The organism is uncultured Helicobacter sp., from assembly GCF_949282165.1.
Lineage (GTDB): Bacteria > Campylobacterota > Campylobacteria > Campylobacterales > Helicobacteraceae > Helicobacter_F.
The window spans coordinates 24,740-47,131 of record NZ_CASDOV010000001.1; the positions used below are offsets into that span (position 1 = coordinate 24,740).

Here is a 22,392-nt window from a genome sequence, read left to right on the forward strand (position 1 = left end):
TTTCAATCACTTACGCTTAAGGAGTTCCCTTTGCCCCCTCGTTTGGCCCTAGCTTAAGTGAGCGTAGTGAAACAAAAACCCCGATTTATCCTTTGGGATTTCCTCACTTCACCCCCCCCCCTTTTTTTTATCTCAAAACAAGGCGCAGCCTCAAGCGGATTTAGAATCTAAAGAAAGTTTAGATTCTAGTTTTAGCAACTTAGATTCAGAATCTGGAACATTTACACAATCCACAACTTCAAAAAATCTTAGCAAGGCTTTGCCAAATACAATCAATGGGCGCGATAGCGCAATACCGAGCAGAATCTAAAGATTCCAAATCTTTAGATTCTGCCATTTTTGCAACGCAAAATCTTTAGATTCTGCCATTTTTGCAACGCAAAAATCAAATAAAATGTGTAGCGCGTCAGCGCATACCACCTCTCGCCCTTGTCGTGGTGTTAAAAATGCGTTAAAAAAATGCAGTAGTGCATTTTTAGCATTTTTGACTAGACAAGGAAAAAGCGAGGCTCTCTCCCCGATTGCGCAAAAAGACCCAACGGGTTGCAAGCAAAGTGCAGCAAAAACAGCGGAGACTTTTTCGGGGCTTTGAGAGTGCGGGGAGGGGATAACACCCCTTTTCTTTTTGCGCAAACAAGTGATGATGAGAATCTAGGGAATATCCGTGAGAATGTGAATCTAAGAGGCTAGATTCTAGATTTTGCTTTTGTGAATCTTTAGATTCTGAATCTGAATCTAAGCTGCTCACGCTAGATTCTAAGCCTTCCTTAAGATTCTGTATTTTCCTTACATTCCGCGCTTGGCTTGCTCTCTTGGCGTGGTGTGGATTTTGTAATGCCAATATTGCACACAAAAAAATTAGTCCTTGCAGTGGGGCTTAATGGAGCTTTTGGCGGGTGCGGGGGAGTAGGAGCTATGCTTTAAGCGGTAGTGAGCCTCCCCAAGCCCGCCAAATCTGTGCAATGGCTACCCGCCCTGTAACTTAAGCGCAGGGCAAGCAAAAAGAGCCTTCCCTCATGCACACAAGCGGGTTTTAGAATCTATGCCCTTAGTCGCTTATACCAAATGGATACTTCAAAACTTCTTTTGCTCCACATCGTGGAGGATCTCGCTAGCGATGCTATTGACTGCGTGGGTGATATCGTTTGTCGTGTGGGCTATGCTGACATTTTGCTGCGTTTGGGACTCTAGCTGCGAGATAGATTCATTAATCTGTCGCAAGCCATTAGTCTGCTCTTGGATAGATTCACTCATCTCATTAGCTGATTGCACGAGGATATTGACATTTGCCTCGATTTCGCCTAGGCTCTTTGTGGTTTTCTCAGCGAGCTTGCGCACTTCATCAGCCACCACGGCAAAGCCCCGCCCATGCTCGCCCGCACGCGCTGCTTCAATCGCGGCATTGAGGGCTAGGAGGTTGGTTTGATCGGCTATGTCTTTTATCACGCTCACAATGTTTTTGATATCCTCAGCCTGTTTTGTCGTTTCTGTGGTTTTATCGCTCACGCTTTGCATAGAGGAGCTTATCTCCTCTACCGCGGCGGCGGACTGCTCGAGCGCGCTGGCTTGAGATTGACTACCTTCTACGAGCTTTTGCATAGAATCTTTTAGCTCCTCTGCCTTGCCGCTTAGATTCTGTGCGTGGTGGGCAGAGACGCGCAGCATCGCGCTGATGACTTCTGCGAGGCTATTTACGCTATTTTGCATACCCACGGCATTTGGGATTTTGTGTGAGAAGTCATTAGATTCAAAAGCGGCAAAAGATTTTTTCACCGCATCGAGATCCTCGCCTAGCAAATCGCGCAAAGTCCCCACCATCTCATTGAGAGAATCGCGCAGGCGGTTTGTCTGTGGATTGGCACTTGAGAGGGCGATGACTTTGCTAAACTTCCCAAGCTTTGCCTCCTCTACGATACCCACCGCTTCATCGACGAGTTTTTTATCACGCGCTAGGGATTGCGTGATGTTGGTGATTTCGTGGTTTATCACGCTCGCCATCTTGCCAAACTCATCTTTGGATTTGATACTAATGGGTGTGGGCAAATCGCTCTCGTGATTAAGAAACTTAAAAAAATGCACCAAACCATCGGTAATGGGTGTCATTGGCCTTAGGTAAAAATGCACGATAAAGCCCAAAACCGCCATGATCACTACCATAAATAGTGATGAGAAAAGCACTTGCTGGACAATGAGCATATCCAAAAGCTCATCATAATCATTGATAGAATTTGCCGTGCATATGAGCCACTCCCCCTCATTGCTGCGCATACAGAGCCCCACGCGCTCATCGCCTCTTAGGACATATTGCATGAGCTCTGTGGGCTCTCCCTTGCTCTTTGCAGCTAGGGCAGAGTATCGCTCGATGATGCCCTTTAGCTCGGGCTCATCGGACATGATCAAGTCGGGATTGGAATGCGAGATGATGTGGTTGTTTTTGTCCGTGAGGAAAAATGTCGTGCTAGGCGTAGTCCTAAGCGCGGAGATGTCCTCTTGGAGCTGGTCTAAGAAGATATTGCCCCCTATGACGGCGACGAGCTTGCCATTGATGATTACGGGGGTATAGGCGGTTGTGATGAGTTTGCCTGTGGTTATGTCATTATATGGCGTGGAAAATCCGGGTTTGAGGCTTGCCTTTGCCTCTTTGAACCAATTCCTTGTGCGCGAGTCAAAATTGCCCTGCGTGGGCGAGAGGATCCATGGCGTATTGCCCGAGAGATCGTCGGTTTTAATCAGTAGCCCATCTTCCTCATATCCGATAAAAAGCGCGTCTATCTGTGTGTAGATAAAAGCCTCTTTGAGCATAGCGCGGATATGCTCCACAGAGATATCCCCGCTCTTTGCCACTTCATTGGCAAAAATCTCAACGCCCTTAAGCTTGGTGTTAAAAAACTCACTCACAAAGTTCTCGGCGTTGCGGATAGATTCTTGCTTGCCATTAGTAATGCTGCTTAGAATGTTTTTTTCAGAAACATTGTAGTTAAAGGCGATAAAAATCCCAAAGCCTACAACGATACAGACAAATATAGTGGAGATGATCTTTTTGTTAATGCTTATACAAGCTCCTTTTTTAGGGATTTTAATATCGGGAATATTAATTAAGAATCTCTAAAAAGTCAAGAATTTACCTTAAGGCAGATACAAAAAAAAAAAAAACGATTTTTTGTAACACTGCTTTGGGTTTATGGCACTTGTGCGGGCTTATGGGGCTTGTGTGAGGAGATTTTTTGCCCGATTGATGAGAGGCTCTCTCATATTTGGAAGTTTTTGGGCTATCACTTCATCTAGGAGCTCTTTTAGAATCTCGCCAATGCGCTTGCCCTCGATGTTTTTGTCTAGTTTCTTAATCTCCTCGCCACTAATTTGCAGGCCCTTTAGCTCATAGCACGCATTGCGTGCGAGATATTCCACGCGCACTGCCAATCCTTCTAACTCCCCATATCGCAGCGTCCAAAGCCCTAGAGCTGTCTCTACGCACTGCGCGCCAAAGTCTGATAGGAGCGTGAGAATCTGTGTATCATCGCGCGGAGGAGCGAGGGAGAGGAGTGCTAGCAGGGAGAGAATCTGGCGTTTGTGCGCGTTGCTAAAGCATAGATTCTGAACCAATGTAGCCCTCATCTCCTCGCCAAATCCGCCCAAAAGCCACGCATAGCGCGCAAGCAGTGAATCTAGCCTATCTATATGCTGTGCGCACTCCAAAAGCATAGGAGTGAATCTCGCGTGGGATTTTTGTGGCTGATGGGCAAGCTGGGCAAAGAGCTGCGCAAAAACCTGCGCAAACTCCCTAAGCACGATGCTTGCATACGCGCCCATAAGGATTTTATCAAGCTCTAGGCGTATGCGCTCAGTAGGCAGTGTGCTAAGGAGGTGCGTGAGCTCTAGTAGCGCGTCCCTAGCGCGTGAATCTAGCCCAAAGCCCAAGGTCGCCCTAAAGCGCATAGCGCGCAAGATTCTAAGCGCATCCTCGCTAAATCGCCTTCTCGCATCGCCCACGCACACGATACGCCCTTGACGCAAATCCTCCACCCCGCCTACATAGTCTAGCACGCCTTGTTTGGGGTGATAGGCGAGGGCATTGATACTAAAATCCCGCCGCGTGATGTCTATGGCGAGATCACTCACGAATTTCACGCATTCTGGGCGGCGAGCATCGCGGTAGATTCCATCATTGCGAAAGGTGGTGATCTCATAGCAGACTTTATGCACGCACACGCCTATGGTGCCGTATTTGGAGCCCGTGCGTATGAGTGTGGCGCGATTATCGTTGGCAAAAATTTCACAGATTGCCTCAGGGCGCGCGTCTGTGGCGATGTCCCAATCCTTAGGAGCTATGCCAAGCAGGCTATCGCGCACGCAGCCCCCGATGATGTAGGCGAGGTAGCCACGAGATTCTAAGCGTGAGAGAATCCCACGCAGATTCTGTGGGAGAGCGATGTGGTGGGGATAAATCCGTGGGGTATTGTGCATTGTTTTCCTAATTTGCTTAAATCTTTATATGCGTCTTAAAAAAGCGTTCAAAAGGCGCATTATACACTTTAAACCCGCACAAAAATTACGATTTAATCTTATCTCCCGCGCTTTTTGGTTACAATAATGCGCAAAACTTCCCCTAGGAGCTCTAGTGATGAAGACTTTGAAGACTACGCTAGTGTGGCTTGCTCTCGCGCTGTGTGCGAGTGCGTCTGCGCAAAACTCCGATGAGGCTATGCAAGAGCTCATCAATGGCAATCACAAAAAAGCCTTGCAGATTTTTGAGAATCTGTGCAAAAACAACGATTTTGGCGCGTGCTATCAGCTAGGGATTCTCTATAGCAGCGGCGAGAGTGTGTCGCCAAATTTTCACAAAAGCGTGGCGTTTTATGATCTCGCGTGTAATGCCAATGTGATGGCTGCGTGTAATAATCTAGGCGTGATGTTTTATCGCGGAGAGGGCGTGCGGCAGGACTATCAGAGAAGTTTAGAGCTCTATGACAAAGCCTGCAAGGGGGGCAATGCCGATGCGTGCAACAACCTAGGCGTGATGTTTGAAAACGGCTATGGTGTGGAAAAGCGCGATTTTGTCCAAGCGGGGCTTTATTACACCGATGCGTGTATGGGCAAAAGTGCCAAGGGCTGCTACAATCTCGCTGTGCTGGCATACGATGGCAATGGCGTGAAAAAAGACAGGGCGATGGCAAAGGAATATTATGGGCTAAGCTGTGATTTTGGGCTGCAGGCGGGCTGCGAGCAGTTCAAAACGCTCAATCTCAAGTAGGGGCTAGTGATGAGAAGTATCGCGTATTTGGTGCTTGCCTGTGTGATTATGGGGAGTGGGTGTGGCCATAAGGAATTGCAAAAAACCTCCCAACTCGCTGATGATAGCTCAATCGCCCACGAATCCCCGCAATTACTCCAAAATATCAAAATCCTAAGAAGCTCCTGTGGCAGCGGCAATAGCCTAGACTGCTACAAGCTTGGCACGCTTTATGCCAAGGGCGAGGGCGGTGTGCAGTGGTATTCTAAAGCTGCGCAATTCTACAAGATGGCGTGTGAATCTGGCGTGCTCAAAGCCTGCAACAACCTAGGCGCGCTCTATGAGGAGGGGCTAGGCACGCGGCAGAGCTACCAAGTGGCGTTTAGATTCTATCAGGCGGCTTGCTCGCGTGGCGAGCCCGATGCGTGCAACAACCTCGCGCGTATGACAGAAAAGGGCATTTTAGTAACCAAAGACGCAGCCTATGCCGCGCTACTGTATGAAAAGGCGTGTATCGGCGGGAGTGCGGTGGCGTGTATGAATATCGGGAGAATGTATCTCAAAGGCAAGGGCGTGTCTAAGAATAAGCAGAGTGCGAAAAGCTTTTTTGGGCAGGCTTGTGATTTGTCCTACCAAGAGGGCTGCGAGGCGTATAGATCGCTGCTGTAGCCGATTCCAACAAGGATTTAGAATCTAAGCGCATTAGAGTAGATTTTTAAGCAAAATGATTGGACACAAAAGCTACAATTCCCCATCGTCTTAAGGCAGAAAATAAGCGTGCAAAATGCACAAAAAGGAGACATTATGAAAGGTTTGTTTAAAAAAGTCGTGTTTGTCGTGGCGTTGGCGGGATTGCTTGGCGGTGGCGTGTATGCAGAGGATGAAAATACACAACCACAGCAGGCACAACAACAGAGCGCAGAAAGCACAAAGAATAAAAAAGAGCTAAAGCGCGAGCATAAAGAAGCAAAGAAAGAGGTAAAAAAAGAGTATAAAAACGCCAAAAAAGCACAAAAATAGCCCTAGTTGTGCATAGATTCTGTATGCACTAGGAGCTGCATATGCAGACACTCACACTTGCAGATAGCCCGGCATTAGCAAATAGCAAAAAGCTCATATGCCGGGGCATTCTCGGATGTATCATCTCGCTTTTTTGCCTCTTTATCCCGCTTGTCAATCTCATCGCACTTTTTAGTATCATCGCGTTTTGGATCGTGGGCGTTGTGGGGCTGTATCGCTTTAGCAAGCTTGCCAATACCTTTGTGTTCCGCTACTATGTGTATGCGCTCTTGCTAAATCTTGGCTACTTTATTGTCCTGCAGATTCTTGCGGTTGTGGTTATGAATGATGTAATGATGCCAAGCACCTCGGTGTATGTGGCGTGCGCCATTGTTCTCCTCGGGGGCATTGCTGTGATGGCGTTGCAGGTGTATTGGTTTTATAAAGCTAGTGTCGAGTTGGCGTTTTTGAGTGGATTAAAAGCATTTATGGCGAGCTTTAAGCTCTATGTAGTCGCGCTGGTGGGCAATGTGCTTGTCGGGGCGATATCTGGCTTTATGTTTGTGGATTTTTTAAACCACAATCCGCTTGTGGTGAGCGGTATGATCTTTGGTGGCTTGGAGTATGGGCTGATTGCGTTTTTTAAAAATTACCTTAGTTTGCTGATTGTTTGGGGCTTGCTCTGTGTGGTGACTTTGGCAAGTGTTGTGTTTTTTTGTATCGGATTTTTTAGTATCACGCGCACTTTTGTGCGCCCAAGGGAAGCTTTGAAAAGCACAGATTATCTTAGCTAATCCCCTAAGAGGCGCGCATTGACTTCCTTTATGAGTGCCTCATCGCTACTAGGATCAAAAAATCTAAACTCATTCCCACTTTGTTTTATCCCACTGAGCAGATCCCCGCTACTGCGGTTTTTGAGATCGAGCTCGGCGATTTCAAATCCGCTAAGTGTCTTGGCAAAAGATTCTAAGCGCGTGGTGTCCTTGGCAGTGGTATAGAGGAAGCAATAGCCCTTTAGCCCATTGCGGCTTACCCTGCCGCGGAGTTGGTGCAGTGTCGCTAGCCCCAAACGCTCGGGCGCGACAATCACAATCGTGCTAAGCCTAGGAAGCGAGATCCCCACCTCCACCACGGTGGTAGCGAGCAATAAATTTCCCTTGCTAGCAAATTCTGCGAGCACTTCTTGCTTTTGCTTATCCTTGCCCGAGGTGACATACACGCCCTCAAAATGCCTAAACCAAAACTCCTGCCCCTGTGAAAGCGAGAGGTAGTCGATATGCTCGCTTTCCTCCACGAGCGGGTAGATGATGATCGCCTGATGTCCGCGCTCAAACTCTGCGCGCAAATGCGCTAGGAGCGTGGCAAAGTCTGCTTTGCCCACAATGCGGGTTTGTATGTCTTTTTTAAAGGGCAAGTCTTTGATAATGCTGTGCTTGATATAGTGGGCATTCATCATCGCAAAGGTGCGTGGGATAGGCGTGGCGGAGAACTGCAGGGCGTGGGGCTTGGTGTCTGTAGCGCTGGAGAACATTTTTTCGAGTTTGTGGCGTTGGTTTGTGCCAAAGCGGTGCTGCTCATCGCTCATCACAAGCGCGAACTGAGTATAATCAAAATCGCGATACAAAATCGCCTGTGTGCCGATGATAAAATCCGCGTCGCTAGATTCTATGTTTTCATCACAATTTGTCTTTGACAAATTGCTATCGCTCGCAGAGAGTGAATCTCTGCTCGCTCCGCTGCGCGCACATACACTGCCTGTATAACGCCATTGGTGGCATTAGATTCTATGTTTTCATCACAATTTGTCTTTGACAAATTGCTATCGCTCGCAGAGAGTGAATCTCTGCTCGCTCCGCTGCGCGCACATACACTGCCCTTTATAGAATCTAGGGATTGCTTAGATTCTATAACGCCGCTAGCAATTTGAGATTCTGTATTTTCATCACAATCCCCCAACTCCTCTTGTGTGAAAAGTGTGGATTCTATCCATCGTGGCGCGCTTATCCCCTGCGTCGCCTCCTGTGTATCTCTCTCCTGTGCGCCTCTTTTGGGGCTGATAGAATCTTTGCTCTGTGCGCTGATGAGCTTTAGGCGCACAAAAGGTGGGAGAAACCGCCGCGCCTCCTCATAGAGCTGCTTGGCTAGGATACTTGTAGGAGCCATTAGGATAGACTTGTGCGGGTATGCCATCATCACCGCACTCAAAATCACGATAGTCTTGCCACAGCCCACATCGCCCATTATCAGCCGCCGCGCTGCCGTGCTAGAGTTAAGATCTGTGGCAATAGATTCTATAGCCTCGCTCTGTCCTTGCGTGAGGACAAAGGGTAGAGAATCTACAAAGGCTTTGTAGTCGCCATTGCACACAAAATTGGCTCTAAAATGCAGGTTTTTGGTGCGCAGCCGTAGGATATGGTGCAGGATTTCAGTGAATTTTAAGGCTTGTAGATACACCCCAAAATAGCCACTATGGGCTAAAAACGCACTCACAAACTCCCCTGTAGGGTGGAATACCTCATACAGCGCGCTTGCATAAGGCTCGATGATACCGCACGCTTGGAGCGTATCGTGCGTGATGAGCGCGCTTAGGGCGTTTAGGAGCTTATTTTTAGCGGGCGTGGTTTTAAAATCCATCGTGATCGCGCCAAAGTCGCTTATGGCTTTTGGTTGGGTTATGTGCCAAAACGCGCCCTTTTGCTCGAGTTTGCCATACACCACGCATTGCGCCCCCTCGCCAAAGCTCTTATACATAAAGGGCTTTGGGTGAAAAAGCGTCATAGAGATTTCCTGCCCAAAGTCTAGGGCGTGCGCGTAAATCCTAAGATAGCTCTTTTTGCCAAAGCCCGCCTTAGTGCTCTGTGCTATCTCCACGCGCAGCGCGCCCACCGCGCCGTGTGTGAGCGCGGGGAGGAGGGTTTTATTTTGATAGCTTTTGGGGGGATTTAGCAGGATATCAAAAAGCGTGTGTATCCCTAAATCTTTTTTAGGGCTGATGGCACTCTCTAGCGCGTGGGGCGATGTAGATTCTATAATCTCTATAATGTGCTCGAGTTTTGAGCGTTGCAAAATATCCAAGTCAAATCCCCATATAATCCCCGCCTAGCGCGTGATATAGCGCGCCATATCTAGGATTCTGTTTGCATAGCCACATTCATTGTCATACCACGCCATTACCTTAGCCATACCGCCTTCAAGCACAAAGGTGAGATCGCTCGCCACGATGGCACTATGCGTATCGCCGATAAAATCACTGCTCACTCTAAAGCTCTTATCGATTGCCAAAATGCCCGATAGCTCGGCGCGTGAGGCGTCCTCTAGGGCTTGGTTTATAGAATCTGCATTTGCGTCGCGGCGGAGTTTGAGACTCAAATCCACCATCGAGACATCAGCCACAGGCACGCGCACGCTATGCCCGTGTAGCCTGCCTTTGAGTTGTGGGAGGACTTTATAGAGGGCTTTTGCCGCGCCCGTGCTCGTGGGGATTATGTTTTGTGCTGCGGCGCGTGCGCGTCGTTTATCACTCCTGTGTGCGTTGTCAAGGAGGTTTTGATCGTAAGTGTAGCTATGGATGGTGCTTAGCACTCCAGATTCTATCCCAAAGAGAGAATCTACCACCTTAGCAATGGGCGCGAGGGCATTGCTCGTGCAGGAGGCGTTAGAGATGATGGACTCGCCATTGTATTGCGTGTGATTGACTCCTAGCACGAAGGTGGGCGTATCATCGATAGCGGGGGCGGATATGATGATTTTTTGCACGCCTTTGGCTAAATGCGTCTCCATACTCGCGCTATTTAGGAACTTGCCACTAGATTCTATCACGACATCTGCACTGCTAAAATCTAGCTCCTCTCGCACTAGGTTAGTAAAAAGCGTGGTGGAGTGGGAGCGTCCATCGTGGGTAAAGGACAAGATACCCTGTGTGGGAGTGTGTGGCGTGTAGGACACATCGCTTAGGGGGCTAGTATGCACGCTATCGTATGTGAGCAAATGCGCTATCATTGCGCCATCGGCAATATCGTGCGCTAGGAGCACCTCCATATCATCGCGCAAAGCACACGCGCGAAAGATACTCCTACCAAGCCGCCCAAGCCCATTTATCGCTATTTTTATCATCACTCCCTCACTTTATCAAAGTCTTTAGCAAAATTTTAGCATATTTACTTTTCAAACTCATCCATCACATTTGCCGCTTCAAGCAGCCGCTGCTTGTCAAAATGCGTGTAGATTCTGCTTGTGTTGAGATTGGCGTGCCCTAGGGCTTCTTGGACGAGCACCAAATCGTGCTTTTTGCTATAAAGCATCGTGGCAAAGGTGTGGCGGAGCATATGCGCGCCCATCTTTTCTTTTTTGATCCCTGCGTATTTTAAAATCTCGCCTAGCACTTGATACACGCGCGCTTGGGTGAGCTTGCCGCCTTTGTTGTTGCAAAAGATGAGATTATCCTCTATGTCCGTGCGCAGGGCGATTTCACTACGCTCTTGCATCCAAATGCGCATAAGAGAATCTATCTTTTCTTTTTTTATCATCGCCACGCGCATTTTGTTGCCCTTGCCGCGCACTTGAAACATCCAAAGGTTTTCTTGAGGGATTAAGTCTTTGGTGCGCAGACTTAGGGCTTCGCTCACGCGCATACCGGTGTAGATGATGACTTTGATGATGAGTTTATCGCGCGCCATACGGCTTGGGGGGAGCGGCGTGGTGTCGATAGATTCTAAAAACCGCTCGAGCTCGCTCTCATCGAGGTATGTGGGGAGCTTTTGCCCGCTAGTTTGGCTTATGAGATGGCGGATAGCGAGCTTTATCCCAAAGACAAAGGAACCTTTGTTGTAGGAATTGTGCCTATCGATATAGCCAAAAAACCCAATAAGCACGATACGATAATTTTTTTTGCTCGCGTCGCTAAGCTTGGAGGTATAGACGCTCAAAAAATCGATGATGAGCTCTTCATCAATGCGTGTGAGTGAATCTAAATGCAGAGCAGAGAGATACTCATAGAGCTTGCGCAGCGGCGTGCTAAAGAGATTGATACCCACTAGCCCCGCACTGCGCGCCTTTTTGCACAGACTTAGGAGCTCGTGTATGCTTTTTGGCGTGATATTGAGGGCTTGGAGGCAGTGGAGGATACTCTCCTGATCGCGCACTTGGTGGTTAGAGAGCGTGTTTATCTTCCAGCGGATAAAGCGTCCCATCCAGCACAGGAGATTTTGCTCAAATGAGGGGTAAGATTCTAAAGGATATTGCATAGATTGTCATCGCCCATTAGTGTGAGATTTTTGCGGGACTAAAGCACATTTAGTGCCACAATTTGGCTACATCTTTGCTATAATCGCGCTTTGATTTAAGGATTTTTAGGATTGGGCAATGCAGGAAGTGTTGGAGGATTTTGAGCGGTTTTTTGCGAGATTGTGCGCTCATATAGGCGAGGATAGGGCGCGTGAGGGGCTAGAGGAGACACCAAAGCGGATTATAGAATCTTTCCAAACACTCTTTAGCGGCTATGCGCAAAATCCCACAGAGCTGCTTGGCGCGACTTTTAAAGAGGGTTTGTGCGATGAGATGGTGATAGCAAAGGATATTGAGTTTTACTCAATGTGCGAGCACCATTTGCTGCCTTTTTTTGGGCATATCAGTATCGGCTACATTCCAGATAAGCACCTCGCGGGGATTAGCTCCCTAGCGCGCTTGGTGGAGAGCTTTGCGCGCAGGCTACAGATTCAAGAAAGATTAACCGAGCAAATCGCCCAATGCCTCCTAGAGACACTCCAGCCAAAGGGCGTCATCGTCGTGTGCGAGGCGCAACATCTGTGTATGAGTATGCGCGGCGTGCAAAAAAATCCTACCATCATCACGAGTGCTTTGCGCGGATTGTTTAAGCGCGATCCTAAAACACGCGCAGAGTTTATGCAGCTTATCAAATAGCACCATTTAGATTCACAAGTATTTCGGAGGAGAAAATGGCAAAAAATATCAATATGGGCACGGATTCACTCTATCGCTTATTTTTTTATTTTTTTGTCCCAAATTTGTGCGCGATGATAGCACTCTCGACTTATTCCACGGTTGATGGGATTTTTGTGGGCAAGGCATTGGGACATCAGGCACTAGCAGCTATTGGCGTGTGTTGGCCTGTGTTTCCCGTGATGATTGCTTTTGAGCTGCTTTTTGGTATGGGAGCAGCGAGTATCGCGTCGTTTTATCTAGGCAGGGGGCAGGAGCACCGCGCGCGGATTATGTTTAGCTCGGTGTGTTACTTTGCTGGGGGTAGTAGCCTCCTTTTTGGGATTGTGCTTTTTTTAAATACAGAATCTATCGCCTATATGCTAGGGGCAAATGAGGAGATTTTGGGCTATGTGGTGGAATATCTGCAAGTGATATTGTTAGGCTCATTTATCGTGGTGCTTCATCCGCTGCTAGATATTTTTGCTATCAATGACAAGCGTCCCGTGCTCGCGATGATGGCGATGATAATAGGCGCAGCGAGCAATATCGTGCTCAATTACCTCTTTTTGTTTGTGCTAGAGCTTGGCATAGCGGGCTCGGCTCTAGCGACGATCCTTGGGCATTGCATTGGTATGTGTATCCTGCTAAGCCATTTTATCCTCAAGCAGGGTAAGATTTATTTTGTGAGAATCTTCAAATTCCGCTCCGTGTTTGCCTCTATGCGCAATGGACTGCCCCAAAGCTTTGCTGAGATTAGCGTGAGCGTGGTGATGCTGCTTATCAATCGCACGCTTAAGGACTTGGGCGGGACAGATGCACTCTCGGTGTATAGCATACTGATGTATAGCGGTATGGTAGTCTTTACCATCGTGCTTTCCTGCGCGCAGGGCGTGCAGCCTATCGCTAGCTTTAATTACGGGGCGCGAGAATATGCGCGTGTGAAAAAAATCTACTTTTTTGTGCTCGGCTTTGCCACTATAAGCGGGGCGCTGATGTATGTGCTTTCTAAATTCTTTGATAGCGCGCTTGTGAGCCTCTTTTTGCGCGCTGATACCCAGCACCTGCTAGAGCCCACCACGCACGCGCTGCATATTTACTTTTTGGGCTTTATCTTTTTGGGCTTTAATATTGTGAGTTCGATTTTTTTACAATCTATCCAAAGACCGCTAAGCTCTTTTATAGTCACCATCTCCACAAACCTCGTGTTTATCGTGATTTTGCTAGAGATTTTGAGCAGGATTTGGGGGCTTGATGGCGTGTGGTGGAGCTATCCGCTCTCATTTATGTGTGCGAGCGTGGTAACCCTTGGTGTGATGATGTATGAGTTTAGGCGCGGGAGTTTGGGCAGGAGCATAGGGAGTGTGGCACGATGAAAAAGGCAATCATACTCTTTGATCTTGATGGCACGCTTATAGATTCTACCAAAGCCATTTATGCGAGCTTTTGTGAGGCGATGGAGGCGTTTGGGTATCCTAAGCCGAGTTTGGATTCACTCAAAATGACGATTGGGCACACGCTTGAGGATATGTTCTTAGCGCACAAAATCCCAGAGGATAGACTAGGGGAGCTCGTGCAGCGCTATAGAATCTCCTATCGTGACAAAATGGAGGCGGGCACGACTCTGCTCCCAAATGCAGCAGAGGCGATAGCACTCGCGGCTAGTTTCGCGCATTTGGGCGTGGTGACCACTAAGCGCGGGGATTATAGCGCGCGCTTGCTGCACTCGCTTGGTGTGGGCGAGTATTTTAAATGCGTGGTGGGGATAGAATCTGTGGCTAAGCCTAAGCCAGATTCTGAGCCAATCCTAAAAGCCCTAGAGAGCTTTAAGCACGCTAGCGAGGCGCGCGCCTATATGATAGGCGATACCGCGCTTGATTTAGAATCTGCCAAAAGGGCGGGCATATCGGCGCTAGGCGTGCTGTGTGGCTATGGCGATAAGCAGGCGATGAGCGCGTATGGCGTGCCGATGTGTGCGGACGCGCTAGAGGCGGTGCGCGAGATAGCCAGAAGCCTTTAATGGCAGTTTTAGGCTATTGTGGCTATGATTGTGAGAAAAATTTGGAGTAGAATCTATGGCAAAAGAACCGATGACAGAATATGGCTACCAAAAGCTTAGAGCCGAGCTCAAAGACTTGCAAGAAGTCCAACGCCCCCAAATCGTCAAAGAAATCGATATAGCGCGCTCACACGGGGATTTGAAAGAAAATGCAGAATACCACGCCGCGAGGGAAAAACAGGCATTTATAGAATCTCGTATCGCCGAGCTTAGTGCTATGCTCTCAAATGCACAAATCATCGATCCTAGCACCCTAGAGCACAAAAGAGTGAGCTTTGGCTCCTATGTGAAGATTCTGGATTTGGATACGGATAAGGAGCTTGCTTACACACTTGTGGGCACGCTAGAGAGCGATCCACAAAATGGACTCATCTCCGTATCCTCGCCTATGGGGCGTGCGCTCATAGGCAAAGAAGTGGGCGATGAAGTGAGTATCGTGCTACCCAAGGGCGAGAGCGAGTTTGAAATCCTAGAAGTGGGCTATAAGCCCTTAGAGTTCAAAAACTAAGGTAAGGTATGCGTATCAAGATAAAAAAACTCCACCCACAGGCTATTATCCCGAAGTATCAGACGACTTTTAGCGCGGGCTTTGACTTGCACGCGCTAGATTCACATATCCTCAAAGCTAATGAGTGCGCGCTCATCTCCACAGGCTTAGCCTTTGAGATAGAATCTAGCTATGAAGTGCAGGTGCGCCCCCGCAGCGGTTTGGCACTCAAAAATGGCATAAGCGTGCTCAACACTCCGGGCACGATAGATAGCGACTATCGCGGGGAGATCAAAGTGCTGCTCATTAACCACTCTAGCGAGGACTTTGTCATAGAATCTGGCGATAGGATCGCCCAAGGCGTGGTGAGCAGGGTGTATCAGGCGGAGTTTGAAGAAGTGGGAGATCTCACAGATTCACAGCGCGGGACGGGGGGCTTTGGCTCTAGTGGCGTGGGGGAGCAGGGAAACTATCAATAAAAGGATAACTATGAGCGTTAAAAACGATTTGACACAAATCAAAAATGAGTTTAACAAAGATGGGCAGATTTTAGAGAGTGCGTTTAGGTTTGAGATTTTGCTAAGGCGCTATAGGAAGTCGCTCATCGCGCTTTTGGTGCTGATAGTCGCGGGCGCGGTGTATATGGGTGTGAGCAGCTACCTTACCCAGCAGCGGCACACAAAGGCAAATGCGGCGTTTCGAGAAATCACAAAAGCCCAAACCCCCGAGCTCCTAGAGACTTTGAAGCAAAATAGCCCAACGCTCTATGATTTTTATCTCTACACGCACAATCCCAGCGAGGAGAGACTCCAAGACTTGATGAAGTCCAAAAACGAGCTTATCGCCCAAATCGCCACCTATGAGCATATCCAGCACACGCTAGATTCACTCCTTGGGGATTTTGCTGAATCTAGCGCGCCCTCCAGCCCTGCCAACCCTAGCGAGGTGTTTGCTAGCCTGCCGCCACTGCAGGATAAGACGCTCCAGCAGTGGCTACTCCTCCAAGAGGCTGCAATCCTGCTCCAAAAGGGCTATAAGCAAGAGGCTAGAGAGAAGCTTATGCTTTTAGATGAAAATTCTGATTTTGCCCATATGGGCAAGGCTTTGCGCCATTACCAAAAATAGGCTTTAGCGTGATGAGAATCTTTGTCATTGCGCTACTTGCGCTCAGTATTGGTGTGTTTGGGGGTTGTAGTCAGAAAAAGTATTTTGAGCCAAAAGATGTGCGATTGCAAGCAGACTTCCCTCACAAGCTCCCCGCTCCTATCGTGCATACCTCAAGGGTTGGTGCCCTACTCAAAAATTATGAAGTGCTTGATATGTCTGGCAATATCGATATCGAGCTAGCCAAAGATCAGCGGTTTTTGGGCGCAGAGGGCGGGTATTATCTCGTGCAAAATGGCTGTGGTGCGCTGCTGCTTATCGATAGCGCGACAAAGACACAAAGCGAGCTAGCATTTAGCAAATGTATCGTGAGTGCGACTATCGCGCCACACTCTAGCCTCCAATCCGATATGCTCATCGCGCTCGTGGGCGCGGATAATAGCGTGATTGTGTATGATGTGGGCAGTAAGCGTGAGCGATTTTCCCAAAAGCTTGCTAATGTGATAGCCATTAATTCCCTCGCTGCCGCACCTGTGTTTGATAAAGACACAATCATCTTTCCCACGCTTGATGGCAAGATTGTGATGTATGACAAAGCGAGCAATGCGTTGGTGCGCGATATCTTAATCCAAAGCGATAAGTTTTTTAACAATATCATCTATCTCGTGGTAAAAAACGATCTCATCATCGCCGCCACTTCCAAGCGTATCAGCACGATTGTGGGCAATAGCAAAACCTTTAACTATGATGGGGATTTTAGGGATTTGCTCCTGCATAAGGATAAGATTTATGTCCTAAGCAATGATGGCAAGATTCTAGAGCTCGATCATACTCTAAAGCTCCTGCGTGAAGTCAAGCTAGAGTATGCGAGGCTGCACGGCATCGTGGTAAAGGACAATGCCCTTTATACGCTTGAGAGCCACAAATACCTCATAGAAGTGAATCTAGAGAATTTTTTGCCCGTGATTTATAAAGTCGATTTGCCAAGCAAAAAGCCTATTTTTTATACCGATGAGAGTTTGTTTTATGACAGATTTTACAAGAGGTTTTGATGGTCTTTTGTGATATAGGCAACACTTTCTTACACTTTTGCTACAAAGGCAGAATCTGGAAAGAGTCGCCAAGCAAACTCTCGCCCAAGCGGCAAGATGTCAAGATTTTTTATATCAGTGTCAATCCCAAATCTGAGAAAAAGCTCCTTAGCTCCCATAGCGCGTGTGTGAATCTCGCTCCCTACTTTGAGCTAAACACTGCTTATCGTGGTATGGGGATTGACAGAGTGGCGGCGTGCGTGGGCGTGGGAGATGGGATCATCGTCGATGCGGGGAGTGCGATCACGGTGGATATTATGCAAAATGGCGTGCATTTGGGCGGGTATATCCTGCCCGGACTTGGGGCATTTAGGCAGCTATATAGGAGTATCGCGCCCGTGCTAAATAGGGATTTTGATCTCGCAGTGGATCTGGATAGACTGCCCCAAAACACACGCGCAGCCCTTAGCTATGGGGTGATTAGGAGTATTTTACTAATGATTGATGATAGTGCTAAGGGCAAGCAGATTGTCTTTACCGGGGGCGATGGGAAGTTTTTTAGCAGGTTTTTGTCCCAAGAGCATAGCTGCGTGTTTGATGAAACCATCGTGTTTAAGGGTATGCAGCAAGCCTACAATACATATCTTTTGAAGCACAAAGGAAACAAATGATAACGATTGCATTACCAAAGGGGCGTATCGCCAAAGAGAGTCTAGAGCTTTTTTCTAAGATGTTTGGGGAGGATTTTGCGTTTGAGGATAGGAAGCTGATTTTGGAGCAGGGGGGCTTTAGATTCTTACTCGTGCGCAGTCAGGATGTGCTCACTTATGTGCATTATCAGGCTGCGGATGTGGGCGTGGTGGGGCTTGATGTGATTGAGGAGTATGAGCTCAATGACGCCATCAAGCTCCTAAACCTGCACATTGGCAAGTGCAAAGTCGTGATAGGCTCAGAGATGGGCAAGGAGATAGATTACCAAAAGCCACAGATAAAAATCGCTACCAAAATGCCCACCATCACTTATAAGCATTTTTCCAAAAAAGCTATCCCAATTGATATCATCAAGCTCTATGGGAGCATTGAGCTCGCACCTTTGGTGGGGCTGTGCGATGGGATTGTGGATATCGTCGAGACGGGCGCGACTATGCAGCAAAACAATCTCAAAGTCGATGAAGTCATTATGGAATCTTCTGCCTACCTCATCGCCAACGCCCTAAGCTTTTACCAAAAGCAAAAAGCAATTTTGGATTTGAGCAAAAAGCTTAGCGCGCTTATAGGATAGTAGGGCAAGAGATGAAGCGTTTGGTGCTGTTGTGGCAGCTGTGCGTGGCGCTAGGCTTTGCCGAGTGGGTGATGTTTAGCGATGGGAGCGATACCTATATCTACAACAACCAAAGTGGCGAGATTTTTGTGCGCCACCATTTAGGAGGAGAGAATTACAAAGATGTGTTTGTCAAAATGCCCCGCGGTGCTTTCCCTAGCGAGCTAAAATCTGCTCAAAAATCCCAAACCCCCCTCCCAAACGCTACACAACCTCTAAGCAGTGATGAGAATCTCGAGCAGCGCAAGCTTGAGGCACTCAAAAAATCCCAAGAAGTCCTAAATAATGCGCTTGAGTTTTAGGCGCGCTCTGTGCCTCCTCGGAGCTTTTGGACTCGCTCTCGCACAGGATAGCACGGGCGATCTCACGCTTGCAGAGCGCACACACCAAGAGCTTAGCCAATCCTACACCAACCTCACTTCCCATACCATATCCCTAGGGGCAGATGCCTCGCTCTTTGTCCATGGGGATTTAGGCAATTTAGGCACTATCATCATAGGCGAGGGCGCATCACTTGGGCTTAGCGGGAGCTTTAGTAATAGTGGTAGCGTGCGGCTAGAATCTGGCGCACTTATCGAGGTGGGCGCTAGATTCACACATAGCGGGAGTTTGGAGTTTGGCGGCACGCTCAATCATCACTTTGGCTCCATAAGCGCAGAATCTATCACGCTAGATTCTAATTCCAAAATCGTGCTAAATCCCCAAATGGCGTTCTTTGGCGATACGAGCTACACGCTGCTATATAGCACGCAAGATTCTATCATCGATAATGGCGTGAGTGTAGGGATAGAATCTAGCTCCAAATACGCGCCATACATACGCCTAACACACGATTTGAGTGAGGATTCTAAGTCGCTCTTTGTGGAGTTTAGCCTCACCGATACTGCTAAAGCTACCGACATTAGCACGCTCAATCCCACCGCCACCGCCGCGCTCTCATCACACGACAAAGCCCTATTAACTCATCTCAAAAACCACAACCAAACCTTTGGCGTGGGCGTAGTGAGCGCGCTCCTCTCAGATGAGGCAAGCACCAATATCGCCCAACTTACCCAATCCCTCTACCGCGCGCAAGATGAAGTGTATGATCAAAGCCTCTATGATGCCATCGCGATGAGCTGGATAGGGAGCAATGCACAGGTGAGCTTGCGGCTCAATCAGCGCGCAGATTCTATGAGCTCTCAGCGCGGCGATGTGTGGGCGGATTTGCTCGTTGGGACTTCGCATTTTGGCGCGCGCACTCAGAATCTTTTTGGCTTTATAAGCGGGATTGATAGGCGTTTGGGGGAGCATATACTGCTGGGCGCGGCGTTTGGCTACATACGCGGCGCGAGCGAGGTGGGCGCGGCGATAGAGCATAGCGCGCAGTATGCGTTTGCAAACCTCTATGGCAGGGTGTTTGATACACACAATGAGCTAGATATCAGCCTCTATGGTATGGCAAATTTTGCGCAAATGGCGCGCTACTTTAGTCTCTGGGGCTTTGGGAGTGCGCAGCGCAGCGCGTATAATCCCCACGCGCTAGGGGGCACGCTCCTCTATGGCTATGTGTTTCATCTCTCTCCCACGCATTTTTTAAAGCCCATTTTGGGCTTAGGCACCCATTATGCGCACCAACCCGCCTTTAATGAAAGCGGCACGCTGCCTATTGGCACAAGCGCGAGCGATCTTTTGTATCAGAGCCTAGAGATTGGGGCGGAGTATAGGTTCAAAAACGCGCGTGGGAGCTATGTGTATATCAAGCCCTCCTATGAGGTGCTGCTCCACTCACGCCAAAACACCCCGCAGACACAGATTGTGGATTCTGCGCTTGCTTTAGATAGGAGCGCGTTTGTGCTGCCAAAGGGATTTGTCAATCTCCTCATAGGTGGCGAGATTGCTTACAAAGATAGGCTAACCTTTGGGATAAATACCTCCTATAAGCAAGCCATAGACGCGCGAGATAGCCGCCTAAATCGCGTGGGTATGAATATGCTTAGCGTCTGGGGCGGGGTGCGATTTGGGTTTTAAGTTTTTTAGAGATAGTTTTTAGTTTGCGTTTTATCCTTGCTATTAGCGGGAGTTTTAGGCTTTTATTGAATGCATAGATTCTCTGTAGGGCGAGAGTAGGGACTTTGATTTCTTGTGGATAAGTAATGGGGAATTTTGTGTTTATGGTTTTTGAGTTAAAGACTTCTTCAGAGCTGCTGCAGTGTATCCCGCTACCATCTAGGCCGATTTGGTGGATGTATGAGGTGCTAGGAGTGAGGCTTAGGGCATTGTGCTTGTAGGCAAGGCAGTAAAAAAAGATAGCCCAAGTTTTTATCTTGCCACTTTTGTTTAGGAGGATTTGCTGCCACGCGTTGTAGGAGTTGTTGAGATTGATGTCCATAATTTCTTGTTTGCTAAAGTTGTTGATAAAATATCGTGTATCGCGTCTAAAATGCTGCCATCTATCGTGCCAAGTGCCCCAACCCCAAGGATCAGGGAAGTACCAAAAGTAACAATCCCCTAGGCCTTGCGGATCTATGGGGTGGGTGTGTGCATTGATCGCCCAGACATTGCTATGTTGTTCATAGCGCGAGAGGGCGTCATTCATATAGTCTAAAAACACAGGCGATACGAGTATGTCGTCTTCTAAGACGATGATTTTGCCATATTGCTTAATGATGTGCGTAACACCATCGATGATAGAATCCGCCAAGCCAAAGTTGCGCTCTCGCTCGATGATGGTGATGTTTTGGAATGCTTGTGTGTATCGTGCTTTGAAAGCGCGGAGATATTGCCTTGTGCGGGTAACTTTGTGCCTAGCTTTAGAATCTTTTGGTGCGTCGGAGTAAATAAACAAATCACTTTGCCCCGTTAGGGCATTTTGTAGAAGGCTTTTGAGGGTTTTTGCGGTGTGTATGGGTCTATTGTAGGTAAATAAGACAATGGGTGCTAGCATCTACTTCCTTTTTATAAGTTTTTTAAGAATGCGTTTTGTCCTCCATAAGCCATAAAAAAGCCTCGGGGTATAGCAGGCTAGAATCACCTTAGGTGCGCACAGAGAGCGCAAAAGACTTCTAGCATTGTTTGGATCGATTTTTTCGCGCATTATGGGGATGGCGATCAATGTGGCTGATGAGAGGATTTCTCTAAGCCCTCTGTATAGCTCTTGGAGTATGCTTGCTTGAGAAGTTGGCAGGGTTTGGTAGATTTGGGCAAAATGGAGGAGCTCGCTTGCCATACGCAAAGATGAATAATGTGTGTGGTAGAGGTAGGCATTGTAGGGAGATTTGAACAATTTAGCTAGAGGTTGTTGGTATTTGGGCAATGATAAAATGTCTGTATTATCCTCTCTAAAACGCATTGTTGAGTTCTCTCTCTCAAAGACTACATAGAGCATTTCTGGTATGTAGGCGACTTTTTTGACAAGGGCAAAAAACACAAAATAACTCAGCACATCTTCAAAGATTACTCCCTCTAAAAATCTTGCGTAAGGGTTGTAGAAAAGCTTTATGTCATAGAGGCTATTGCACACAAACCCCGCCACTCCTCTCTTGCGTTTGGCAAAAAATGTCGCAACTTCCATAGGTGTGCAGCAGTGCATATCCTCTAGGGCTAGGAATTTTTTGAAAAACATTTGGTTGCGTATTTGTCCAGATTCATTAATGCAATACCAATCGTGTATGAGCACATCGACTTGGTAGGTTTGTATGGATTTAAGGCATATCTCTAGGCATTCTTTAGTGATACTATCATCAGAATCTACAAATTTTATGTATTGGCATTGTGGGATAGATTCAAAATGCGTGTAAATTGTGATATTTGGGAGAAAAAGTGTGTTTATAGCCCCTTTGTGTGTAAAAAATTTTAGCGCGGCGTTGCGAACGCTGGACAAGCCAGCGTTCGCAACGCTATCAAGCACCACAATTCTTTTATCAAGCCCATAGTATGTAAAGCAAATATCACGACTACAATCCGTGCTTGCGTCATTGACAAGGACAATCACAAAGTCTTGGTAACTTTGGGCTAGGATAGAATCTAAGCATTTTGCCAGATACTTTTCTACATTATACACGGGGACTATGAGGCCTATGCGCATTGGTAAGCCTCTGTGGAGAGATGAGAGATGCTACAAGGTGCGGGGAAAGTGTGTGGATTGACAGGAGGGGCGGGGAGGGGGATTAGTCTATATTCTGCCCCCCCCTTAGATGCTATATGTTTGTTGTCGTTAATGAGAAAGGAATCTATCATTTTTGG

24 protein-coding genes are annotated in these 22,392 nt (G+C 47.8%); 15 read left to right on the plus strand and 9 right to left on the minus strand.

Translation table 11 applies throughout. The annotated features are described in order from the left end of the window. Window positions 1-475: 475 nt before the first annotated feature. The 3 genes from ACH2BK_RS00130 to ACH2BK_RS00140 form a co-directional block, all read right to left on the minus strand. Window positions 476-853: a hypothetical protein gene (locus ACH2BK_RS00130; protein ID WP_395001626.1), complete on the minus strand. Its 378-nt coding sequence runs from the start codon at window positions 851-853 to the stop codon at window positions 476-478. Between the two features lie 221 nt (window positions 854-1,074). Continuing rightward, window positions 1,075-2,898 carry a methyl-accepting chemotaxis protein gene (locus ACH2BK_RS00135; RefSeq protein ID WP_395001627.1) on the minus strand — a complete coding sequence of 608 codons (1,824 nt, stop codon included), beginning with the start codon at window positions 2,896-2,898 and terminating at the stop codon, window positions 1,075-1,077. 300 nt (window positions 2,899-3,198) lie between these two features. Next, entirely contained in the window at window positions 3,199-4,464 is a 1,266-nt protein-coding gene (locus ACH2BK_RS00140; protein ID WP_395001628.1) for a CCA tRNA nucleotidyltransferase, read from the minus strand. A 157-nt stretch (window positions 4,465-4,621) separates the two neighbouring features. Between ACH2BK_RS00140 and ACH2BK_RS00145 the strand changes: the two genes are divergently transcribed. From ACH2BK_RS00145 to ACH2BK_RS00160, 4 genes are all read left to right on the plus strand, one after another. Continuing rightward, a complete protein-coding gene (locus ACH2BK_RS00145; RefSeq protein ID WP_395001867.1) occupies window positions 4,622-5,251 on the plus strand; it encodes a tetratricopeptide repeat protein in 630 nt (209 codons plus the stop codon). A 9-nt stretch (window positions 5,252-5,260) separates the two neighbouring features. After that, a complete protein-coding gene (locus ACH2BK_RS00150; protein ID WP_394996397.1) occupies window positions 5,261-5,899 on the plus strand; it encodes a tetratricopeptide repeat protein in 639 nt (212 codons plus the stop codon). Window positions 5,900-6,034: 135 nt separating this feature from the next. Further along, window positions 6,035-6,250 carry a hypothetical protein gene (locus ACH2BK_RS00155; protein ID WP_394996303.1) on the plus strand — a complete coding sequence of 72 codons (216 nt, stop codon included), beginning with the start codon at window positions 6,035-6,037 and terminating at the stop codon, window positions 6,248-6,250. Between the two features lie 41 nt (window positions 6,251-6,291). Beyond that, window positions 6,292-7,023, plus strand: a complete 732-nt coding sequence (locus tag ACH2BK_RS00160) for a hypothetical protein (protein WP_394996301.1) — start codon at window positions 6,292-6,294, stop codon at window positions 7,021-7,023. Here ACH2BK_RS00160 and ACH2BK_RS00165 read toward each other — a convergent pair. From ACH2BK_RS00165 to ACH2BK_RS00180, 4 genes are read right to left on the minus strand one after another with little or no spacing between them, the layout of a single operon-like run. Then, complete coding sequence (locus ACH2BK_RS00165; protein WP_395001629.1) at window positions 7,020-7,925, minus strand: helicase-related protein; 906 nt, start codon at window positions 7,923-7,925, stop codon at window positions 7,020-7,022. The genes ACH2BK_RS00160 and ACH2BK_RS00165 overlap by 4 nt on opposite strands. Then, window positions 7,895-9,304: a DEAD/DEAH box helicase gene (locus tag ACH2BK_RS00170; protein ID WP_395001630.1), complete on the minus strand. Its 1,410-nt coding sequence runs from the start codon at window positions 9,302-9,304 to the stop codon at window positions 7,895-7,897. The genes ACH2BK_RS00165 and ACH2BK_RS00170 overlap by 31 nt, the downstream gene beginning before the upstream one ends. A 24-nt stretch (window positions 9,305-9,328) precedes the next feature. Next, entirely contained in the window at window positions 9,329-10,342 is a 1,014-nt protein-coding gene (locus ACH2BK_RS00175) for a type I glyceraldehyde-3-phosphate dehydrogenase (protein WP_395001868.1), read from the minus strand. 44 nt (window positions 10,343-10,386) lie between these two features. Further along, a complete protein-coding gene (locus ACH2BK_RS00180) occupies window positions 10,387-11,472 on the minus strand; it encodes a tyrosine-type recombinase/integrase (RefSeq protein ID WP_394996295.1) in 1,086 nt (361 codons plus the stop codon). Between the two features lie 118 nt (window positions 11,473-11,590). Between ACH2BK_RS00180 and folE the strand changes: the two genes are divergently transcribed. From folE to ACH2BK_RS00235, 11 genes are read left to right on the plus strand one after another with little or no spacing between them, the layout of a single operon-like run. Continuing rightward, window positions 11,591-12,148, plus strand: a complete 558-nt coding sequence (gene folE / locus ACH2BK_RS00185; protein WP_394996292.1) for a GTP cyclohydrolase I FolE — start codon at window positions 11,591-11,593, stop codon at window positions 12,146-12,148. A gap of 35 nt (window positions 12,149-12,183) precedes the next feature. Further along, entirely contained in the window at window positions 12,184-13,542 is a 1,359-nt protein-coding gene (locus ACH2BK_RS00190; RefSeq protein WP_395001631.1) for an MATE family efflux transporter, read from the plus strand. After that, on the plus strand, window positions 13,539-14,186 hold the full coding sequence (locus ACH2BK_RS00195) for an HAD family hydrolase (RefSeq protein ID WP_395001632.1): 648 nt from the start codon (window positions 13,539-13,541) through the stop codon (window positions 14,184-14,186). Before ACH2BK_RS00190 ends, ACH2BK_RS00195 begins: the two co-directional genes overlap by 4 nt. A 55-nt stretch (window positions 14,187-14,241) precedes the next feature. Beyond that, window positions 14,242-14,733: a transcription elongation factor GreA gene (gene greA / locus ACH2BK_RS00200; protein ID WP_394996284.1), complete on the plus strand. Its 492-nt coding sequence runs from the start codon at window positions 14,242-14,244 to the stop codon at window positions 14,731-14,733. A gap of 8 nt (window positions 14,734-14,741) precedes the next feature. Next, entirely contained in the window at window positions 14,742-15,191 is a 450-nt protein-coding gene (gene dut, locus ACH2BK_RS00205) for a dUTP diphosphatase (RefSeq protein ID WP_395001633.1), read from the plus strand. A gap of 10 nt (window positions 15,192-15,201) precedes the next feature. Next, window positions 15,202-15,837, plus strand: a complete 636-nt coding sequence (locus ACH2BK_RS00210) for a hypothetical protein (RefSeq protein ID WP_395001634.1) — start codon at window positions 15,202-15,204, stop codon at window positions 15,835-15,837. A gap of 8 nt (window positions 15,838-15,845) precedes the next feature. Continuing rightward, window positions 15,846-16,868 carry a plasminogen-binding protein gene (locus ACH2BK_RS00215; protein WP_395001635.1) on the plus strand — a complete coding sequence of 341 codons (1,023 nt, stop codon included), beginning with the start codon at window positions 15,846-15,848 and terminating at the stop codon, window positions 16,866-16,868. Further along, window positions 16,868-17,518: a type III pantothenate kinase gene (locus ACH2BK_RS00220; RefSeq protein ID WP_394996393.1), complete on the plus strand. Its 651-nt coding sequence runs from the start codon at window positions 16,868-16,870 to the stop codon at window positions 17,516-17,518. The genes ACH2BK_RS00215 and ACH2BK_RS00220 overlap by 1 nt, the downstream gene beginning before the upstream one ends. After that, on the plus strand, window positions 17,515-18,129 hold the full coding sequence (gene hisG / locus ACH2BK_RS00225; RefSeq protein ID WP_394996273.1) for an ATP phosphoribosyltransferase: 615 nt from the start codon (window positions 17,515-17,517) through the stop codon (window positions 18,127-18,129). The genes ACH2BK_RS00220 and hisG overlap by 4 nt, the downstream gene beginning before the upstream one ends. Before the next feature lie 11 nt (window positions 18,130-18,140). Continuing rightward, on the plus strand, window positions 18,141-18,470 hold the full coding sequence (locus ACH2BK_RS00230) for a hypothetical protein (protein WP_394996270.1): 330 nt from the start codon (window positions 18,141-18,143) through the stop codon (window positions 18,468-18,470). Next, window positions 18,454-20,178, plus strand: coding sequence for an autotransporter outer membrane beta-barrel domain-containing protein (locus ACH2BK_RS00235; RefSeq protein ID WP_395001636.1), 1,725 nt, complete (start codon window positions 18,454-18,456; stop codon window positions 20,176-20,178). Before ACH2BK_RS00230 ends, ACH2BK_RS00235 begins: the two co-directional genes overlap by 17 nt. Here ACH2BK_RS00235 and ACH2BK_RS00240 read toward each other — a convergent pair. Both ACH2BK_RS00240 and ACH2BK_RS00245 read right to left on the minus strand, forming a co-directional pair. Then, window positions 20,144-21,094 (minus strand): glycosyltransferase family 2 protein, encoded by a 951-nt coding sequence (locus tag ACH2BK_RS00240; RefSeq protein WP_395001637.1) that lies wholly within the window; start codon window positions 21,092-21,094, stop codon window positions 20,144-20,146. The two genes, ACH2BK_RS00235 and ACH2BK_RS00240, sit on opposite strands and share 35 nt — an antisense overlap. Next, window positions 21,095-22,234 carry a glycosyltransferase family 2 protein gene (locus ACH2BK_RS00245; RefSeq protein WP_395001638.1) on the minus strand — a complete coding sequence of 380 codons (1,140 nt, stop codon included), beginning with the start codon at window positions 22,232-22,234 and terminating at the stop codon, window positions 21,095-21,097. Window positions 22,235-22,392: the final 158 nt, after the last annotated feature.

Bases quoted from the DNA above. Each gene is read 5' to 3' on its own strand.
- ACH2BK_RS00180 (WP_394996295.1), bottom strand. From the start codon at position 11,472: ATGCAATATCCTTTAGAATCTTACCCCTCATTTGAGCAAAATCTCCTG.
- ACH2BK_RS00190 (WP_395001631.1), top strand. From the start codon at position 12,184: ATGGCAAAAAATATCAATATGGGCACGGATTCACTCTATCGCTTATTT.
- folE (WP_394996292.1), top strand. From the start codon at position 11,591: ATGCAGGAAGTGTTGGAGGATTTTGAGCGGTTTTTTGCGAGATTGTGC.
- hisG (WP_394996273.1), top strand. From the start codon at position 17,515: ATGATAACGATTGCATTACCAAAGGGGCGTATCGCCAAAGAGAGTCTA.
- ACH2BK_RS00195 (WP_395001632.1), top strand. From the start codon at position 13,539: ATGAAAAAGGCAATCATACTCTTTGATCTTGATGGCACGCTTATAGAT.
- ACH2BK_RS00245 (WP_395001638.1), bottom strand. From the start codon at position 22,234: ATGCGCATAGGCCTCATAGTCCCCGTGTATAATGTAGAAAAGTATCTG.
- greA (WP_394996284.1), top strand. From the start codon at position 14,242: ATGGCAAAAGAACCGATGACAGAATATGGCTACCAAAAGCTTAGAGCC.
- ACH2BK_RS00220 (WP_394996393.1), top strand. From the start codon at position 16,868: ATGGTCTTTTGTGATATAGGCAACACTTTCTTACACTTTTGCTACAAA.
- ACH2BK_RS00150 (WP_394996397.1), top strand. From the start codon at position 5,261: ATGAGAAGTATCGCGTATTTGGTGCTTGCCTGTGTGATTATGGGGAGT.
- ACH2BK_RS00175 (WP_395001868.1), bottom strand. From the start codon at position 10,342: ATGATAAAAATAGCGATAAATGGGCTTGGGCGGCTTGGTAGGAGTATC.
- ACH2BK_RS00140 (WP_395001628.1), bottom strand. From the start codon at position 4,464: ATGCACAATACCCCACGGATTTATCCCCACCACATCGCTCTCCCACAG.
- ACH2BK_RS00240 (WP_395001637.1), bottom strand. From the start codon at position 21,094: ATGCTAGCACCCATTGTCTTATTTACCTACAATAGACCCATACACACC.
- ACH2BK_RS00155 (WP_394996303.1), top strand. From the start codon at position 6,035: ATGAAAGGTTTGTTTAAAAAAGTCGTGTTTGTCGTGGCGTTGGCGGGA.
- ACH2BK_RS00210 (WP_395001634.1), top strand. From the start codon at position 15,202: ATGAGCGTTAAAAACGATTTGACACAAATCAAAAATGAGTTTAACAAA.
- ACH2BK_RS00230 (WP_394996270.1), top strand. From the start codon at position 18,141: ATGAAGCGTTTGGTGCTGTTGTGGCAGCTGTGCGTGGCGCTAGGCTTT.
- dut (WP_395001633.1), top strand. From the start codon at position 14,742: ATGCGTATCAAGATAAAAAAACTCCACCCACAGGCTATTATCCCGAAG.
- ACH2BK_RS00145 (WP_395001867.1), top strand. From the start codon at position 4,622: ATGAAGACTTTGAAGACTACGCTAGTGTGGCTTGCTCTCGCGCTGTGT.
- ACH2BK_RS00160 (WP_394996301.1), top strand. From the start codon at position 6,292: ATGCAGACACTCACACTTGCAGATAGCCCGGCATTAGCAAATAGCAAA.
- ACH2BK_RS00235 (WP_395001636.1), top strand. From the start codon at position 18,454: ATGCGCTTGAGTTTTAGGCGCGCTCTGTGCCTCCTCGGAGCTTTTGGA.